This is a genomic window from Streptomyces sp. NPDC005302 (assembly GCF_040607345.1).
In the GTDB taxonomy this organism is placed as follows: Bacteria; Actinomycetota; Actinomycetes; order Streptomycetales; family Streptomycetaceae; genus Streptomyces.
This window is the reverse complement of sequence record NZ_JBEXGN010000040.1, coordinates 1-17,060: the sequence shown is the minus strand read 5'-3', so window position 1 is coordinate 17,060 and position 17,060 is coordinate 1. Positions and strand designations below refer to the sequence as shown.

The following is a 17,060-nucleotide window of genomic DNA, read 5'->3' as shown; positions in this document are numbered from 1 at the left end:
GGCTCAGCTCGCGAGGCCCACCACCAGCCAGATGAAGCCCACTCCCGCGACCGTGAACAGCAGCGTCGAGCGGGCCGGGTGGTCGTGGTGCGCCTCGGGGAGGATCTCGGCGGCCGCGAGGTAGAGGAGCACGCCGCCGAAGAGCCCGAGATAGCCGCCGAGCAGCCCCTCGGGGATGGTGAACAGAAGCGTGGAGGCGGCGCCGACCACCGGGGCCGCCGCGTCCGCGAACAGCATGAACAGGGCCTTGCGGCGGGCGTTCCCGTACAGGCTGGTGATCGTGTAGGTGTTGAAGCCGTCGGCGAAGTCGTGGGCGACGACGGCGAGGGCGACCGCGAGGGCCATGCCTCCGCCGACCTGGAAGGCCGCTCCGATCGCGACGCCGTCCATCGCGCTGTGCCCGACCATGGCGGCCGCCGCCGTCAGACCCACCTCGGGCGCGCGTCCGTCGTGCTCGTCGCCACCGTGCGCGGCCTGCCGGTGGGCGAGCAGCCGTTCGACCAGATGGGCCAGCAGGAAGCCGGCCACGAACAGCAGCAGCGCGGCCGGTACGCCGAACACCTCCCGGCCCGCCGTGGCGAGCGCCTCGGGCAGCAGGTCGAGGCCGACCACGCCGAGCATCAGGCCGCCGGCCAGTCCGAGGACCAGATGACGACGGTCGGTCACCCGCTGTGCCGTCCAGCCGCCGGCCAGCGTCATCAGGAACGCGCCGAGCGCGACGAGGACCGCCATAGGCCCTTGCTATCCGATCAACCCCCGTTCGCGCACCTTCGGCGACGGCCCCGTGCCCACTGATGTGCCACATCACCCCAGTTTTTCCGTAGGAGAGGACCGATTCCCATGGCCGATGCCCCCACCGGCAAAGTGACCTTCGTCGGTGCCGGCCCCGGCGCCGCCGACCTGCTGACCTTCCGCGCCGCGCGCGCCATCGCCGAGGCCGACGTGGTGATCTGGGCGGCCAGCCTGGTGCAGGCCGAGGTCCTCGACCACGCGCGCGAGGGCGCCGAGATCCTCGACTCGGCGACGATGTCGCTGGAGGACGTCGTCGCCGTGTACGAGCGGGCCCGTGAGCAGGGTCTGCGGGTGGCGCGGATCCACTCCGGCGACCCGGCGCTGTGGGGCGGTACGCAGGAGCAGATGGACCGGTGCGCGGCCCTCGGCATCGCGACCGAGATCGTGCCGGGTGTCTCGTCCTTCTCGGCGGTGGCGGCGCTCGCCGGACGCGAGCTGACGATCCCCGAGGTCGCCCAGTCGGTGATCCTCACCCGGCTCGGCGGCGGCAAGACGCCGATGCCGCCCGGCGAGGAGGTCCGGGAGTTCGCCAAGCACGGCACGACGATGGCGCTGTTCCTGTCGGCGGCCCGCAGCGGCCAGCTCGTACGGGAGCTGCTGGAGGGCGGCTATCCGACGTCCACGCCGGTCGTCGTCGCCCATCAGGCGACCTGGCCGGAGGAGCTGATCGTGACGTGCACGATCGGCACGCTGGAGGAGACCGTCAAGGAGCACAAGCTCTGGAAGCACACCCTCTTCCTGGTCGGTCCGGCGCTGGACGCGAGCGGCACCCGCTCGCACCTGTACCACCCCGGCCACTTCCACGGGTTCCGCAAGGCCGACCCGCAGGCGCGCGCGGAGCTGCGCGCGGCACGCCGGGGCGCCGTGCAGGGGCCCGCGTCGTGAGCGTGGAGGTGGTCGGCGCGGAGGACGGAGCCGTGCGTGCCGCGTCGGCGGACCGCTCCGAGGTGATCACCGTGGTCGGTACCGGCACGGGCGCGCCGCTTTCCGAGGAGGCGCGGGCGGCGCTCGCCGGGGCCGGTCTTGTCGTGGGCGGCCGGCGGCATCTGGCGGCCGCCCCTCTCCCGGCGCGGACCGGGCGGATCGTGCTCGGCCCGCTGGCACCGGCGCTCGACGCCATCGAGCGGTACACGGAGGCCGGGGCGCCGGACGGGCCGGTCGTGGTGCTCGCCTCGGGCGACCCCGGGTTCTTCGGGATCGTCCGGGCGCTGGCCGAACGGTTCGGGGCCGGGCGGCTGGACGTGCGGCCCGGTGTCTCCTCGGTGGCGACCGCCTTCGCGCGGGCCGGGCTGCCCTGGGACGACGCGGTTATCGTCAGCGCACACGGCCGCGACCTGCGTACGGCCGTCCAGGTCTGCCGGTCGCAGCCGAAGGTGGGCGTGCTGACCGGCCCCGCGGCCGGGCCCGCCGAACTGGGCGCCGCCCTCGTCCACCGCGGCGCCGACCGCGTCCTGGTCGTGGCGAGCGCGCTCGGCGACCCGGAGCACGAGCGCGTCGAGCGGGTCACACCCGCCGAGGCGGCCGCCCGCGACTGGGGTGCGGCGGTCAGTGTCGTCCTCTGTCTGGACCCCGCCCGCGCCCTCGCCGCGGTGCGGACCGTCGCCGGTCCGCCGGCCGGGCCCGCCCGATGGGCCCTGGAGGAGGACGAGTTCGCCCACCGCGACTCGATGATCAGCAAGTTCGAGGTCCGCGCGCTGGCCCTGGCCCGGATCGGACCGCGGCTCGGCGAGCTGGTCTGGGACGTCGGCGCGGGCTCCGGCTCCGTGGCCGTCGAGTGCGCGCGGTTCGGCGCGGCCGTGACCGCGGTCGAGAAGACCCTGGACGGCTGCGACCGCATCCGCGCCAACGCCGCCGCGCACGGTGTCGACGTGCACGTCGTGCACGGGTCCGCGCCGACCGTGCTGTCCGATCTCGACGATCCGGACGCGGTCTTCATCGGTGGTGGCGGACGTGAACTGCCCGCCATCGTCACGGCGTCGGCACGCCGGGCGCGGCGCGCCGTCGTCGTCGCGATGGCCTCGCTCGACCGGGTGCCGGCCGCCCGCGACGCCCTGGCCGCGGCCGGGTTCGACTGCGACGGCGTGCTGCTCCAGTCGTCGCGGCTCGCCCCGCTGCCGGGTGGCGTGTCCCGGCTCGCGGCGACCAATCCCGTCTTCGTGCTGTGGGGCGTCCGGCCCCCGGCCCGTACCGAAGGAGTTCCTCAGTGATCGGCCTGATCTCCGCCACGGCGGCGGGCGCGGCGGCCCGCGACCGGCTGGCCGCGGCATGGCCCGCGCGCACCCGGGTGTACGACGGGACCGTGGCGGACGCCGTACGGCGGGCCTTCGCCGAGTGCGACCAGCTCGTGTGCTTCCTCGCCACCGGCGCGGTCGTACGGCTCGTCGCGCCGCTGCTCGCGGACAAGACGTCCGACCCCGGGGTGGTGTGCGTGGACGAGGCGGGCCGCTTCGCCGTGTCACTGGTCGGGGGCCACACCGGCGGGGCCAACGAACTGGCCCGGGAGATCGGTGAGTTGCTGGGCGCGGAGCCGGTGGTGACGACAGCGACCGACGCGGTCGGCATGCCCGGCCTGGACACGCTCGGCCTGCCCGTGGAGGGTGACGTCGCCGGGGTCTCGCGGGCCGTGCTCGACGGCGAACCGGTGGTGCTGGACACGGAGACGGTCTGGCCGCTGCCCGCGCTGCCGCCGAACGTCGGGTCCCCCGCCCGGGACGGCGCCGCCGTGATCCGCGTCTCCGACCGCGCTCAGGGCCCCGCCGCGCGCGAGGTGGTCCTGCGCCCGCCGTCCCTCGTCGTCGGGGTCGGCGCCTCGCGGGGCGCGCCCGTGGACGAGGTCCTCGGGCTCGTCGAGGAGGCATTGGCGGACGCCGGTCTCTGCGTCCGGTCGGTCGCCGAACTCGCCACCGTGGACGCCAAGTCGCGGGAGCCCGGCATCCTCGGGGCCGCCGCCCGGCTCGGCGTGCCCGTCGTCACCCGCACCGCCGGGGAACTGGCGGCCGTCACGGTCCCGAACCCCTCCGACGCGCCGCTCGCCGCGGTGGGCACCCCCTCCGTGGCGGAGGCCGCCGCGCTCGCGGGCGGCGGCGAACTCCTCGTCCCCAAGCGGAAGTCGGTGCGCGCGGACGGCCGGCCCGCGATGGCGACCGTCGCGGTGGTGCGCCGGCCGGTCCGTGGACGGCTCGCCGTCGTGGGCCTCGGCCCCGGAGCCCGCGACCTGCTCACCCCGCGTGCCACAAGGGAGTTGCGCCGGGCGTCGGTGCTCGTCGGACTCGACCAGTACGTCGACCAGATCCGCGATCTGCTGCGGCCCGGCACCCTCGTCCTGGAGTCGGGGCTCGGCGCGGAGGAGGAGCGGGCGCGCACGGCGGTGGCGGAGGCCCGGCGCGGTCGGGCCGTGGCGCTGATCGGCAGCGGCGACGCGGGCGTGTACGCGATGGCGTCGCCCGCGCTGGCCGAGGCGTCCGACGACATCGAGGTGGTCGGGGTGCCGGGGGTGACCGCCGCGCTGGCCGCGGGAGCGATCCTGGGCGCGCCGCTCGGCCACGACCACGTGTCGATCAGCCTGTCCGACCTGCACACCCCGTGGGAGGTCATCGAGCGCCGGGTGCGCGCGGCGGCCGAGGCCGACATCGTGGTGACGTTCTACAACCCGCGCAGCCGGGGCCGGGACTGGCAGTTGCCGAAGGCCCTCGCGATCCTCGCCGAGCACCGGGAGCCGGTGACGCCCGTCGGGGTCGTCCGCAACGCCTCCCGGCCGGACGAGTCGAGCCGGGTGACGACGTTGGGGTCCCTGGATCCGGCGATCGTCGACATGATGACCGTGGTGACCGTGGGCAACACGGCGACCCGTCGGATCGCCGGGCGCATGGTCACGCCGCGCGGTTACCGCTGGCAGGAGGAGCCGGAGTGAACCAGGTGTTCCGCGAGAGCCGGGTCGCGCACCCCGTCGAGTGGGAGTCGTTCCGGCGGCAGCGGTCGCGGCCGGACGCCGACCCCGTGCCTGCACCTGTACCTGTGCCAGTGCGAGTGCCCGTGCCCGTCATCGGGCTGCCCGCCATCGGCAACCTGTCGCGGCTGGGCGGTTCGGCGGTAGCGGCCGCCGCTCCCGACCCCCTGCCGTACCACCCCACCCCCACCCCCCTGGCCGCCGAGGCCTCGACCACCACCGAGGCCACCGCGCCCGTCAAGGAGACATCGTGACCACCCCTGCCCCCGCGCTGCTCATCGCCGGCCACGGCACCCGGGACGAGGCCGGAGCCGAGGCGTTCCGTTCCTTCGTACGGGAGTTGGGCCGTCGCCATCCCGAACTGCCGGTCGCCGGCGGGTTCATCGAGCTGTCGCCGCCTCCGCTGGGCGACGCCGTCGCCGAACTGGTCGAGCGGGGAGTACGCCGGTTCGCCGCCGTCCCGCTCATGCTGGTGTCCGCCGGGCACGCCAAGGGCGACATCCCGGCGGCGCTGAACCGCGAGAAGGAACGGCACCCCGGGATCTCGTACACCTACGGGCGTCCGCTGGGCCCGCACCCCTCGCTGCTCGCGGTCCTGGAGCGACGGCTGGACGAGGCGCTCGGCGGTACGGCCCGCACGCCCGCGGACCGCGCCGACGTGACGGTGCTGCTCGTCGGCCGCGGTTCCACCGACCCGGACGCCAACGCCGAGGTGCACAAGGCGGCCCGGCTGCTGTGGGAGGGCCGCGGATACGCGGGCGTCGAGACGGCGTTCGTGTCGCTGGCGGCCCCGGACGTGCCGTCCGGCCTCGACCGCTGCGTGCGGCTGGGCGCGCGCCGGATCGTGGTGCTGCCCTACTTCCTGTTCACCGGCATCCTCCCGGAGCGCGTGCGGCAGCAGACCGAGGGCTGGGCCGCCGCGCACCCGGACGTCGAGGTGCGCTCGGCCGACGTGATCGGTCCCGAGCCGGAGCTCCTCGACCTGGTCATGGAGCGCTACCGGGAGGCCGTCCAGGGCGACCTGCGGATGAACTGCGACTCCTGCGTCTACCGCATCGCGCTGCCCGGCTTCGAGGACAAGGTGGGGCTCCCCCAGCAACCCCACTTCCACCCGGACGACGACGGCCACCACGACGGACACGGGCACCACCACGGCGGCCACGCACACTCCCATGCGCACTGACGAGGCCGCCGAGGGCGGGCACGATCTGCGCCACCACGGGGACGCCGAGGTGCGCGACGACGGTTCCGCGCTCACCGACCTCGCCGTGAACGTCCGCGCCGACACCCCTCCCCGGTGGCTGCGTGAACGGATCGCCGGGTCGCTGACCGGCCTCGCGGCCTATCCGGACGGCCGCGCCGCACGGGCCGCGGTGGCCGCACGGCACGCGCTGCCGACGGAGCGGGTGCTGCTCACGGCGGGTGCCGCCGAGGCCTTCGTGCTGCTCGCCCGCGCCCTGAAGGTACGGCGGCCGGTCGTCGTGCACCCGCAGTTCACCGAGCCGGAGGCCGCGCTGCGGGACGCCGGACACACGGTCGGCCGTGTCCTGCTGCGCGCGGAGGACGGTTTCCGGCTCGACCCGGCGGCCGTCCCCGAGGACGCCGACCTCGTCGTGATCGGCAACCCCACCAACCCGACGTCGGTGCTGCACCCGGCCGCCGCGGTCGCCGAACTGGCCCGCCCCGGGCGGGTGCTGGTGGTCGACGAGGCGTTCATGGACGCGGTGCCCGGGGAGCGCGAGGCGCTGGCCGGCCGCACCGACGTGCCGGGACTCGTCGTGCTGCGCAGCCTCACGAAGACCTGGGGGCTGGCCGGCCTGCGGATCGGGTACGCGCTCGCCGACCCGGAGACGATCGCCGCGCTGGAGCGTGCCCAGCCGCTCTGGCCGGTGTCCACTCCGGCGCTCGCGGCCGCCGAGGCGTGCATGTCCTCGCAGGCGCTCGCGGAGGCGGCGCACGCTGCGCATCGCATCGCCACGGACCGCGCCCATCTCGTGGCCGGGCTGCGGGAGTTCGGCTGCTCCGACGGGCTGCGGATGGTGGAGCCCGCGGAGGGCCCCTTCGTGCTGATCCGGCTGCCGCGGGCCGCGGGTGTCCGGCGGAGTCTTCGCCGGCTCGGTTTCGCGGTGCGGCGCGGGGACACGTTTCCCGGGCTCGGCGAGGAGTGGCTGCGGATCGCGGTCCGGGACCGTGCGACGGTCAACCGCTTCCTCCAGGCCCTGGACCGGGCGGTGACGGCCGGCGGGGACTGATCCCGGACGGTTCCGCTCCCCGATCGCCGCGGGTGCCCGGTCGGGCCTCTCCGGCGTTCGGGGAGCGGGGGTCCGGGGCCGGGCCCCGTGCGGGAGAGGTCAGCCGCGCCGACGGCGGGAGAGGACGACCGCTCCGCCGCCCGCGGCGAGCAGCGCCAGCGCGCCGCCCGCGATGTACGGCGTCGTCGAGCTGCCGCCGGTCTCGGCGAGCCCGGCCTCCGCCGGAGCACCCTGCGGCTTCACCTCGGTCACCGGCTCGGCGGAGTCCGCGGGCCCGGCGGGCTCGGAGGGCTCCGCCTGCTGGGCGGCCGGCGCCGGGGGCGTCTCGCAGGTGGCCCCGGCCAGCGTCAGGGTGCCCTCGACCTCCGCCACGTTCAGTTTCAACGGGTTGATGGACACCTTGAGTTCGAGCGCCGACGCGGCGGCCGTCCGGGTCGTGGTCTCCGTCTTGGACAGGTCGAGCCGTACCTCGCCGACGCCGGGCACCTTCACCTCCGTCGGACCGCCCGCGGTCAGCGTCACCTTCTTGCCCAGGACGTTGACGGACCCCAGCAGGTTCGCGGTGGCCACGGGCTTCTTGCCCACCTCGCACGTCGCTTTCGAGGAGACCGCCTCCAGCTCGATGAGCGACAGGAGCGGCAGCCCGGGAACATGGACCGCGGCGTGGGCGATGCGGGTGGAGCCCTCGGCCCTGCCGTCCGCGACGGTGGCCTTGGCACTGGCGACGTCCGCGCGCAGCACGCTGAACGGGCGTCCGCGGTCGACGCCGTCCAACTGGGCGGTGAGCGCGGTCTTCTCGGCGCTCCTTGGTGCCTGCACCTCGTTCAGCGAGACCGCGAGCGGGACGTTCACGGTCTTGTTGAGGAGGGAGACGTCGAGTCCGGTACGGAGTACGACGGCGCTCGCGCGACCCTGGTCGGTGGTCGCGTGAGCGGAACCCGCACCGGCCAGCGCGGTGGGACCCGCGGCGAGGACGGTGGCCGCCGCCGTGACGGCGAAACGGCGTGCGGGCATACGGTAGTTGTTGCTGTTCAAGGGTGGGACCCCCATAAGAGAAAGCCTGGGACCCGGAAAGAATTACGCACTGAGAGTGAACAGTCAGCGACCTGGCGTGAGTTCACCCGGACGTGGGTTTCCCGTGCAAGTCTTCGAATCCGACGGCACGACTGTTCCCCGCCGTCACTCGATCAACAGCACTGGACGAATGCGCTGGTTGACACGCCGCACCGCACGCCGGAGCGGCCACGAGAGTGCGTAACGAGCGCGGCGTCCGGATCGTCACGTTCCGTCAACCGCGCCCGTCCGTCGGCCGCATGATCCCGTCAGCCGACGATCCGTCCGTTGAGGACCACCCGCCGCGGAGCCGCCAGGACCCGTACGTCGGCGCGCGGGTCCTCGCCGTAGACCACGAGGTCCGCGGGCGCGCCCTCGTCGAGGCCCGGGCGGCCGAGCCAGCGCCTCGCTCCCCAGGCGGTGGCGGACAGCGCCTCGACGGGCGGGATACCCGCGGTGACGAGCTCCGCGACCTCGGCCGCGACGAGGCCGTGCGGGAGGGTGCCGCCCGCGTCGGTGCCGACGTAGACCGGGATCCCGGCGTCGTAGGCGGCGCGCACCGTGTCGTAGCGGCGTTCGTACAGGCGGCGCATGTGGGCCGACCATGTCGGGAACTTGGACTCGCCGCCGTCCGCGAGCCGCGGGAACGTGGCGATGTTCACGAGGGTGGGCACGATCGCGACGCCGCGCTCGGCGAAGAGCGGGACGGTGTCCTCGGTGAGGCCGGTGGCGTGCTCGATACAGTCGATGCCCGCCTCGACCAGGTCCCGCAGGGAGTCCTCGGCGAAGCAGTGCGCGGTGACGCGGGCGCCGAGCCGGTGGGCCTCGGCGATGGCCGCCTCGACGGCCTCGCGCGGCCAGCACGCGCTCAGGTCGCCGGTGCCGCGGTCGATCCAGTCCCCCACGAGCTTCACCCAGCCGTCGCCGCGCCGGGCCTCGCGCGCGACGTACGCGACGAGGTGCTCGGGCTCGATCTCGTGGGCGTAGTTGCGGATGTAGCGGCGGGTGCGCGCGATGTGCCGGCCGGCCCTGATGATCTTCGGGAGGTCGTCGCGTTCGTCGATCCAGCGGGTGTCGGAGGGCGAACCGGCGTCCCGCACGAGGAGGGTGCCGACGTCGCGGTCGGTCAGCGCCTGCTTCTCGGAGACCTCGTCCGGGACCGGGCCGTGCGCGTCGAGCCCGACGTGGCAGTGCGCGTCGACGAGACCCGGCAGGGCCCAGCCCTCGACGGTGCGGACGTCACGGGCGCCGCCGGGACGCTCGTACGAGATCCGGCCGCCGACGACCCACAGTTCGTCGCGGACGTCGTCCGGTCCGACGAGGACCCGCCCCTTCACGTGCAGCACAGCGTCTTCGCTCATGCACTGCACCTTAGTGAGGCCGCGTCCCGGCGGGACGGCTCGGCCCCCGGGAGCAGCCGCTGCGGCGGGGCGGCTCCCCCTAGGGCGTGTCCGACGGGCCCTTCGTGTCCTCCTCGACGTCGGCCATCGCCGGGTCGAGCAGCCGGGACAGGAAGTGCCGCGTCCGCTCGTGGGCCGGGTTCCCGATGACCTGCGCCGGGGTGCCGTCCTCGACGATCACGCCGCCGTCCATGAAGACGACGCGGTCGGCGACCTCGCGCGCGAACGTCATCTCGTGGGTGACGACCATCATCGTCATGCCCTCGTTCGCGAGCATCCGCATGACGGCGAGCACCTCGCCGACGAGTTCGGGGTCGAGGGCGGAGGTCGGCTCGTCGAAGAGCATCACCTGGGGGCCCATGGCGAGGGCCCGGGCGATGGCGACGCGCTGCTGCTGGCCTCCGGAGAGCGAGGCCGGGTAGGCGTCGGCCTTCGCGGAGAGCCCCACCCGGTCGAGGTTCTCCGCCGCGACACGGGCCGCCTCCGCCTTGCCCCGGCGGAGCACCCGGCGCTGCGGCAGCGTGAGGTTCTCGGTCACCGACAGGTGGGGGAAGAGGTTGAACTGCTGGAAGACCATGCCGATGCGGCGGCGTACGGCGTCGATGTCGACATCGGGGTCGGTGACCTCCGCGCCGCCGACGAACACCTTGCCCCGGGTGGGTTCCTCCAGGAGGTTCACACAGCGCAGCAGGGTCGACTTGCCGGAGCCGGACGGGCCGATGACACAGATGACCTCGCCCTGTCCCACCTCCAGGTCGATGCCGCGCAGGACCTCGTTGTCGCCGAAGGACTTGTGGAGGTCCTCGACCTGGATCTCGGGTGTGCTCACTTGGCCTCCCCGGCCTTGGCCTCGAGGTGCCGGACGACGAATCCGAGCGGCACGGTCACCAGCAGGTAGCACAGGCCGGCGACGAGGATGGGCGTGGAATTGGCCGACGTGCTCGCCAGGTCGCGGCCGAACTTGGAGAGTTCGCGCTCCTCCAGCGTCACGCCGAGGATCAGCACCAGCGAGGAGTCCTTGAAGAGGGTCACGAGCTCGTTGGTGAGCGGCGGGAGGATGATCCGGAACGCCTGCGGGATGATGATCGAGACCATGGCCCGGGCGTGCGAGAAGCCCAGCGAACGGGCCGCCTCCATCTGCCCCTTGGGCACCGCCTGGATACCCGCGCGGAACGTCTCCGCCATGTACGCGGCCCCCACCACACCCAGCGCGATGGCGACCTTGCCGTACGTTCCGCCGGGGATCTCCGTGCCCGGGAACGCGAGGGGTACCGCGACGCCCACGAAGACGAAGATCAGCAGGGTGGGCAGGCCGCGGAAGATCTCGATGTAGATCCCGGCGACCCAGCGGTAGGGGCCCACCGACGACAGCCGCATCAGGGCGATGACCATGCCCAGCACGAGTCCGACGGCGAAGCCGGACACCGTGTAGAGGACGGTGTTCTTCAGCGCCAGCGTGATGACGTCCGGGAACATCTGCTTGACCAGGTCCCACTGGGCGAACTGGTTCTTCAGACGGCCCCAGTCCGCCGTGACCGCGAAGACGGCCACGACGGCGACGAAGACCACGTACTGGGCGCCGCGCGACAGCGAGCGCTTCTGCCGCCTGCTCATGCCCGAGCGGCGGGGCGCGACCTCTGTGTCGGTATCACTCATGAGGCGGAGGGCGAAGCGGAGGCCGCGGCCGCGTCGTACGGGCCGATCCACTTCTCGTACAGCTTCTTGTAGGTCCCGTCGGCCTTCGCGTCCTTGATCGCCTTGTTGATGGCGGCGGTGAGCTTGGTGTTGCCCTTCTTCACCGTGAAGCCGTACTGCTCACCGGTGTTGAGGTTGTCCACCACCTTGAAGGCGTCGGCGTTGGCCTTGTCCTTGAGCCAGCCCTGGACGACCGGGTAGTCGATGACGACGGCCTGGACCTGGCCGGTGCGCAGGCCGTTGAGGACGGCGTCGGAGGACTCGAAGGAGACGGGGTCGAGCCCCTTGCTCTTCGCGTACTCCTCGCCGGTGGTCTGCGCCTGGGCCCCGACCTTCTTGCCCTTGAGGTCCGCGAAGGATCCGATGCCGCTCTTCTTGTCGACCAGGACGGCCTGGGTGGCGTCGAAGTACGGGTCGGAGAAGTCGACGTTCTTCGCCCGCTCGGGCGTGATCGTCATGCCGGCCGCCGCGAGGTCGCACTGCTCGGAGTTGAGGAAGGCGCCCGTCTTGAAGTTCTCGAAGGGGGTGTCGACGATGTCCTGCTTCACGCCGAGGTCCTTGGCGACCAGGTCGATGAGGGACACGTCGAAGCCCTGCACCTTGCCGTCGATCTCCGACTGGAAGGGCGGATACGGGAGGTGGGTGCAGGTCGTGAGCTGACCTGCCTTGACCAGCGGGACCCCGTCGGCGGTGGTGGACTTGCCGCCCCCGCCGCCCGAGGAGCAGCCGGCCACGAGCAGCAGCCCTGCCGTGGCGGTGGTGGCGGCCAGAATGCGGGGCCTGCGTCCGAGGACGGGGTTCACGGGGGACCTCCTGTGGGGGGAGTGAAGGGTTCCGATTATAAGGAGATGTTTGGGTTCCTCAAATCAATCCGATGGCCACTGGGCTGTACGGCCTCAGAACTCGCCGGTCCGAGCGGTGCGGGGGCCGCCGGATACGCTCTGATCGTCGATCCCTGAGAGCGAAGAGAGCACCGCCGTGACCCACCCCTTTCTTGACCTGGCGCCGCTGAGCGCCGCGCACTTCGCGTCGATCGAGGACCGCGTCGCCCGGCTGCTCTCCACCGAGCAGGACGTCGTGATCATGCAGGGCGAGGCGCTGCTGCCCCTGGAAGGCGCCATCCGCGGCACCGCCGGAGCCGGCACCACCGCCCTCAACGTCGTCACCGGGCCGTACGGGCAGACCTTCGGGAACTGGCTGCGGGACTGCGGGGCCACCGTGATCGATCTGGCGGTGCCCTTCCACACCGCGGTCACCGCCGGACAGATCCGTGACGCGTTCGCCGAGCACCCGGAGATCGACTTCGTGTCGCTCGTGCACGCCGAGGCGGCCACCGGGAACACCAACCCGGTCGCGGAGATCGGCGAGGTGGTACGGGAGCACGGCGCGCTCTTCTACCTGGACGCCGTCGCGTCGATCGGCGCGGAGCCGGTGCTGCCGGACGCCTGGGGCGTCGACCTGTGCGTGATCGGGGCGCAGAAGGCGATGGGCGGCCCGGCCGGCGTGTCCGCGGTGTCGGTGAGCGAGCGGGCGTGGGCGCGGATGGCCGCGAACCCCGCCGCGCCGCGGCGTTCCTACCTCTCCCTGCTGGACTGGAAGGAGCGGTGGGTCGACGGGGGCCGCAAGGCGCTGCTGCACGCCCCGGCGCAGCTGGAGATGCTGGCGCTCGAGGCGTGCGTCGAGCGGATCGAGGGTGAGGGTCTCGACGCGGTGATGGCCCGGCACGCCTCGGCCGCCGCGGCGACCCGCGCGGGCGCCGTGGCCCTCGGCGGCGGCCTGGAGCCGTACGTCCACGACGCCTCCGACGCGGCGCCGGTCGCGACGACGCTGCGGGTGCCCGAGGGGGCGGACGCGTCCGCGCTGGTCGCCAAGGCGCTGGCCGCCGATCCGGTGCTGCCGCTCGCCGCGGGCGGCGGCGCGCTCGCGCAGTCGATGATCCGCGTGAACCACTACGGCCCGGACGCCACCCGGGGTGCCGTCCACTCCAGCCTCGCGGGCCTGGGCGCCGCGCTGGCCGAGTCCGGCTTCCCGGTGGACCTGGAGGGCGCGCGCCGCGCCGTGGCGCAGGCCTGGGGCTGATCCGTCCCGGCCCGGAGCGCCCGGCGGGGGCGTGCGCGCCTCCGCCGGTGCGCCGGCTCCGTCCGGCGCCGCCGCGCGGGCCGCGGGAACGCGGCCCGGCGGGCAGGCACGCGCGCGCCCGGCGCGCCCGGTGGCCCGGACCGACGGCACCGCGGGAATTGCACATCTCTTCCACGCGCTTATCCTGCTGTCAATTCGGATACCGAATTGCTCCTGAATAGCTTCCCGCATTCTTCTGCCCGCGATCTCCGCGGCTAAACGCAAAGATTTCGCGAACGCCAACCGACGTAATTCGGGCGGGTCTCCAGCGCATTACGATGCTGTGACGCACTCCACAACGCGCCCGTTTTCTCCGGTATTTTCCGTGCAAAACCGGTCATAAAGTTGTGTGCGCGGCCACTCCCTCACAGGCGCGCGATAACACATGAAGGCGCTGCGCGTAACCCCGTCCGACGATGCAATTTCGGCTTTCCATCGGTAAATTCAATCCGCATGACCGCCGCACACCCAGACCTGTCAGCGGAATTCCTGGAAATGCCGGAGGGCCTTCGGATCGACCGTCCGGAGGTGGCCGACGGGGCCGCCCTCTGGCGCATCGCCAAGGACTCCCGAACTCTCGACCTGAACTCCTCGTACAGCTACCTGCTGTGGTGCCGTGACTTCGCCGGCACCTCCGCGGTGGCCCGTGACGCCGAAGGGCGCCCCGTCGGTTTCGTGACCGCGTACGTACGCCCGGAGCGTCCGCGCACCCTGCTCGTGTGGCAGGTGGCCGTCGACGCCGCGTACCGCGGACGCGGACTGGCCGCGCGGCTGCTCGACGGGCTGACGGCACGGGTGGCCGCCGAGCGCGGACTGTCCGTCCTGGAGACGACGATCTCCCCGGGCAACACCGCCTCCGAGCGCCTGTTCCTGTCGTACGCAGAGCGTCATGGCGCGGCCGTCGAGCGCGAGGTGCTGTTCGAGACGGACCAGTTCCCCGACGGACCGCACGACCCCGAGGTGCTGTACCGCATCGGCCCGTTCTCCCTCTGAACTTCTTCTCCCCTCGCCCCCTTCTTCTTCCGCCCCCCCACGCTTCGAGGAGCGATTCGTGACCATCACCCAGCCCGACCTGAGCGTCTTCGAGACCCTGGAGTCGGAGGTGCGCAGCTACTGCCGCAACTGGCCCACCGTCTTCGACCGTGCCCAGGGCAGCCGCATGTACGACGAGGACGGCCACGAGTACCTCGACTTCTTCGCCGGTGCCGGGTCACTGAACTACGGGCACAACAACCCCGTGCTCAAACGGGCCCTGATCGACTACCTGGAGCGTGACGGGGTCACCCACGGTCTCGACATGTCGACGACCGCGAAGCGCGGCTTCCTGGAGGCCTTCCAGAACCTGGTGCTGCGGCCCCGCGACCTGCCGTACAAGGTGATGTTCCCCGGCCCGACGGGCACCAACGCCGTCGAGTCCGCGCTCAAGCTCGCGCGGAAGGTGAAGGGCCGCGAGTCGATCGTGTCGTTCACCAACGCGTTCCACGGCATGTCGCTCGGCTCGCTCGCCGTGACCGGCAACGCCTTCAAGCGGGCCGGCGCCGGTATCCCGCTGGTGCACGGCACCCCGATGCCCTTCGACAACTACTTCGACGGCCAGGTCCCGGACTTCCTGTGGTTCGAGCGGCTCCTGGAGGACCAGGGCTCGGGCCTCAACCAGCCCGCCGCGGTGATCGTCGAGACCGTGCAGGGCGAGGGCGGCATCAACGTCGCGCGGCCCGAGTGGCTGCGTGCCCTCGCCGATCTGTGCAAGCGCCGCGACATGCTGCTGATCGTCGACGACATCCAGATGGGCTGCGGCCGGACCGGCGCGTTCTTCTCCTTCGAGGAGGCCGGGGTCGTGCCCGACATCGTGACGGTCTCCAAGTCGATCAGCGGCTACGGGCTGCCGATGTCGCTGTGCCTGTTCAAGCCGGAACTGGACATCTGGGAGCCGGGCGAGCACAACGGCACGTTCCGCGGCAACAACCCGGCGTTCGTCACGGCCGCCGCCGCCCTGGAGGCGTACTGGGCCGACGGCTCCGCCATGGAGAAGCAGACGCGCTCCCGCGGCGAGCAGGTCGAACAGGCGATGATCTCCATCACCGAGGAGAACCTCGCCGACGTCAAGGAGTACCGGGGCCGCGGCCTCGTCTGGGGCCTGGAGTTCAAGGACAAGGACCGCGCCGGGCGCGTCGCCAAGCGTGCCTTCGAACTCGGCCTGCTCATCGAGACGTCCGGCCCCGAGAGCGAGGTCGTGAAACTGCTGCCCGCGCTCACCATCACCCCCGACGAGCTCGACGAGGGCCTGCGTACCCTCGCCCGCGCCGTCCGCGAGACCGTCTGACCAGACCGCCGCACACCACGAGAAGCACGAGAGAGAGGCATCGCACCACCGTGATAGTCCGTTCGTTCAAGGATGTTGAAGGCACCGACCGGCATGTGAAGGCGGCGACCGGCACCTGGGAGAGCAAGCGCATCGTCCTCGCCAAGGAGAAGGTCGGCTTCTCCTTGCACGAGACGATCCTGTACGCGGGTACGGAGACGCAGATGTGGTACGCGAACCACATCGAGGCCGTGCTCTGCGTGGAGGGCGAAGCCGAGCTCACCAACGAGGAGACCGGCGAGAAGCACTGGATCTCGCCCGGGACGATGTACCTGCTGGACGGCCACGAGCGCCACACCATGCGTCCCAAGACCGACTTCCGGTGCGTCTGCGTCTTCAACCCGCCCGTCACCGGGCGGGAGGACCACGACGAGAACGGCGTCTACCCGCTGCTCACCGAACCCGAGGAGGTGTGACACACCGATGACCACGCTCACCGATCTGTACCCCAGCCGAGGCACCACCGAAGTGGCCCTGCCCCGACAGGACCCGGTCCTGTGGGGTGCGCCGGGCGGACCCGGCCCGATCACCGTGCCCGAACTCCAGACGTACGAGCGCGACGGCTTCCTCCCCGTCGAGGAACTGATCGCCGAGGACGAGGTCGCCGTCTACCGGCAGGAGCTGGAGCGGATCGTCACCGATCCGGCGATCCGCGCCGACGACCGCTCGATCATCGAGCCGCAGTCGCAGGAGATCCGGTCCGTCTTCGAGGTGCACCGGATCAGCGAGATCTTCGCCCGGCTCGTCCGTGACGAGCGGGTCGTGGGCCGCGCCCGGCAGATCCTCGGCTCCGACGTGTACGTCCACCAGTCGCGGATCAACGTCAAGCCCGGCTTCGGCGCCAGCGGCTTCTACTGGCACTCGGACTTCGAGACCTGGCACGCCGAGGACGGTCTGCCGAACATGCGGACGGTGTCCGTCTCCATCGCGCTGACCGAGAACTACGACACCAACGGCGGTCTCATGATCATGCCGGGGTCGCACAAGACCTTCCTCGGCTGCTCGGGCGAGACCCCGAAGGACAACTACAAGAAGTCGCTGCAGATGCAGGACGCGGGCACGCCCTCGGACGAGGCGCTCACCCGCTTCGCGACCCAACACGGCATCAAGCTCTTCACGGGCAAGGCCGGTTCGGCGACCTGGTTCGACTGCAACTGCATGCACGGTTCGGGCGACAACATCACGCCGTTCCCGCGCAGCAACGTCTTCATCGTGTTCAACAGCGTGGAGAACGCCGCCGTGGAGCCCTTCGCGGCTCCGGTGCGCAGGCCGGAGTTCATCGGCGCGCGGGACTTCACGCCGGTGCGCTGACCCCCTTCGCCGCTCGGCCACGGGCCGGGGCCCCTCCTCCCGTACGCGATGCGTACGGGAGGAGGGGCCCCCGCCCACCCCACCAGCGGGGGCAGCGGGGGAGGACGGCGAGGAGCCGGGCGGCGTCGGCC

The 17,060-nt window shown here is 72.4% G+C and carries 17 protein-coding genes; 11 read left to right on the top strand and 6 right to left on the bottom strand.

Annotation, left to right across the window (positions count from 1 at the left end; all coding sequences use genetic code 11):
* Positions 1-3 precede the first annotated feature (3 nt).
* Positions 4-732 (bottom strand): ZIP family metal transporter, encoded by a 729-nt coding sequence (locus ABZT74_RS33800; RefSeq protein ID WP_355876584.1) that lies wholly within the window; start codon positions 730-732, stop codon positions 4-6.
* A 108-nt stretch (positions 733-840) separates the two neighbouring features.
* Here ABZT74_RS33800 and cobM point away from each other — a divergent pair, with 108 nt between their 5' ends.
* From cobM to cobC, 6 genes are all read left to right on the top strand, one after another.
* Positions 841-1,677 (top strand): precorrin-4 C(11)-methyltransferase, encoded by an 837-nt coding sequence (gene cobM, locus ABZT74_RS33795; RefSeq protein WP_355876581.1) that lies wholly within the window; start codon positions 841-843, stop codon positions 1,675-1,677.
* Positions 1,678-1,739: 62 nt separating this feature from the next.
* On the top strand, positions 1,740-2,999 hold the full coding sequence (gene cbiE, locus ABZT74_RS33790) for a precorrin-6y C5,15-methyltransferase (decarboxylating) subunit CbiE (protein WP_356441207.1): 1,260 nt from the start codon (positions 1,740-1,742) through the stop codon (positions 2,997-2,999).
* Entirely contained in the window at positions 2,996-4,702 is a 1,707-nt protein-coding gene (gene cobJ / locus ABZT74_RS33785) for a precorrin-3B C(17)-methyltransferase (RefSeq protein ID WP_356174041.1), read from the top strand. The genes cbiE and cobJ overlap by 4 nt, the downstream gene beginning before the upstream one ends.
* Complete coding sequence (locus ABZT74_RS33780) at positions 4,699-4,992, top strand: hypothetical protein (RefSeq protein ID WP_356441189.1); 294 nt, start codon at positions 4,699-4,701, stop codon at positions 4,990-4,992. The genes cobJ and ABZT74_RS33780 overlap by 4 nt, the downstream gene beginning before the upstream one ends.
* Positions 4,989-5,921 carry a sirohydrochlorin chelatase gene (locus ABZT74_RS33775; protein ID WP_355876573.1) on the top strand — a complete coding sequence of 311 codons (933 nt, stop codon included), beginning with the start codon at positions 4,989-4,991 and terminating at the stop codon, positions 5,919-5,921. Before ABZT74_RS33780 ends, ABZT74_RS33775 begins: the two co-directional genes overlap by 4 nt.
* Positions 5,911-6,990 (top strand): Rv2231c family pyridoxal phosphate-dependent protein CobC, encoded by a 1,080-nt coding sequence (gene cobC / locus ABZT74_RS33770; RefSeq protein ID WP_356441186.1) that lies wholly within the window; start codon positions 5,911-5,913, stop codon positions 6,988-6,990. The genes ABZT74_RS33775 and cobC overlap by 11 nt, the downstream gene beginning before the upstream one ends.
* A 99-nt stretch (positions 6,991-7,089) precedes the next feature.
* On the opposite strand, the gene ABZT74_RS33765 is transcribed toward cobC, so the two are convergent.
* The 5 genes from ABZT74_RS33765 to ABZT74_RS33745 form a co-directional block, all read right to left on the bottom strand.
* A complete protein-coding gene (locus tag ABZT74_RS33765; protein ID WP_355876567.1) occupies positions 7,090-8,025 on the bottom strand; it encodes an SCO1860 family LAETG-anchored protein in 936 nt (311 codons plus the stop codon).
* A gap of 287 nt (positions 8,026-8,312) precedes the next feature.
* The gene (locus ABZT74_RS33760; protein ID WP_356441183.1) at positions 8,313-9,404 is read right to left on the bottom strand and encodes an amidohydrolase family protein; all 1,092 of its coding nucleotides are present in this window, start codon (positions 9,402-9,404) and stop codon (positions 8,313-8,315) included.
* 79 nt (positions 9,405-9,483) lie between these two features.
* On the bottom strand, positions 9,484-10,272 hold the full coding sequence (locus ABZT74_RS33755) for an amino acid ABC transporter ATP-binding protein (protein ID WP_356174029.1): 789 nt from the start codon (positions 10,270-10,272) through the stop codon (positions 9,484-9,486).
* Positions 10,269-11,099 carry an amino acid ABC transporter permease gene (locus ABZT74_RS33750; protein WP_356174026.1) on the bottom strand — a complete coding sequence of 277 codons (831 nt, stop codon included), beginning with the start codon at positions 11,097-11,099 and terminating at the stop codon, positions 10,269-10,271. The genes ABZT74_RS33755 and ABZT74_RS33750 overlap by 4 nt, the downstream gene beginning before the upstream one ends.
* Positions 11,096-11,941 carry a basic amino acid ABC transporter substrate-binding protein gene (locus ABZT74_RS33745; RefSeq protein ID WP_356174023.1) on the bottom strand — a complete coding sequence of 282 codons (846 nt, stop codon included), beginning with the start codon at positions 11,939-11,941 and terminating at the stop codon, positions 11,096-11,098. Before ABZT74_RS33745 ends, ABZT74_RS33750 begins: the two co-directional genes overlap by 4 nt.
* Positions 11,942-12,116: 175 nt before the next feature.
* Here ABZT74_RS33745 and ABZT74_RS33740 point away from each other — a divergent pair, with 175 nt between their 5' ends.
* The 5 genes from ABZT74_RS33740 to thpD all read left to right on the top strand — a co-directional run bounded on the left by ABZT74_RS33740 (position 12,117) and on the right by thpD (position 16,929).
* Positions 12,117-13,217, top strand: coding sequence for an aminotransferase class V-fold PLP-dependent enzyme (locus tag ABZT74_RS33740; RefSeq protein WP_356441180.1), 1,101 nt, complete (start codon positions 12,117-12,119; stop codon positions 13,215-13,217).
* Positions 13,218-13,709: 492 nt separating this feature from the next.
* Complete coding sequence (gene ectA / locus ABZT74_RS33735) at positions 13,710-14,249, top strand: diaminobutyrate acetyltransferase (RefSeq protein ID WP_356441177.1); 540 nt, start codon at positions 13,710-13,712, stop codon at positions 14,247-14,249.
* Between the two features lie 58 nt (positions 14,250-14,307).
* On the top strand, positions 14,308-15,579 hold the full coding sequence (gene ectB / locus ABZT74_RS33730; RefSeq protein WP_356174014.1) for a diaminobutyrate--2-oxoglutarate transaminase: 1,272 nt from the start codon (positions 14,308-14,310) through the stop codon (positions 15,577-15,579).
* A 50-nt stretch (positions 15,580-15,629) separates the two neighbouring features.
* Positions 15,630-16,034: an ectoine synthase gene (locus ABZT74_RS33725; RefSeq protein WP_356174011.1), complete on the top strand. Its 405-nt coding sequence runs from the start codon at positions 15,630-15,632 to the stop codon at positions 16,032-16,034.
* 7 nt (positions 16,035-16,041) lie between these two features.
* Positions 16,042-16,929 (top strand): ectoine hydroxylase, encoded by an 888-nt coding sequence (gene thpD, locus ABZT74_RS33720; RefSeq protein WP_356441174.1) that lies wholly within the window; start codon positions 16,042-16,044, stop codon positions 16,927-16,929.
* The last annotated feature ends 131 nt before the right edge of the window (positions 16,930-17,060 follow it).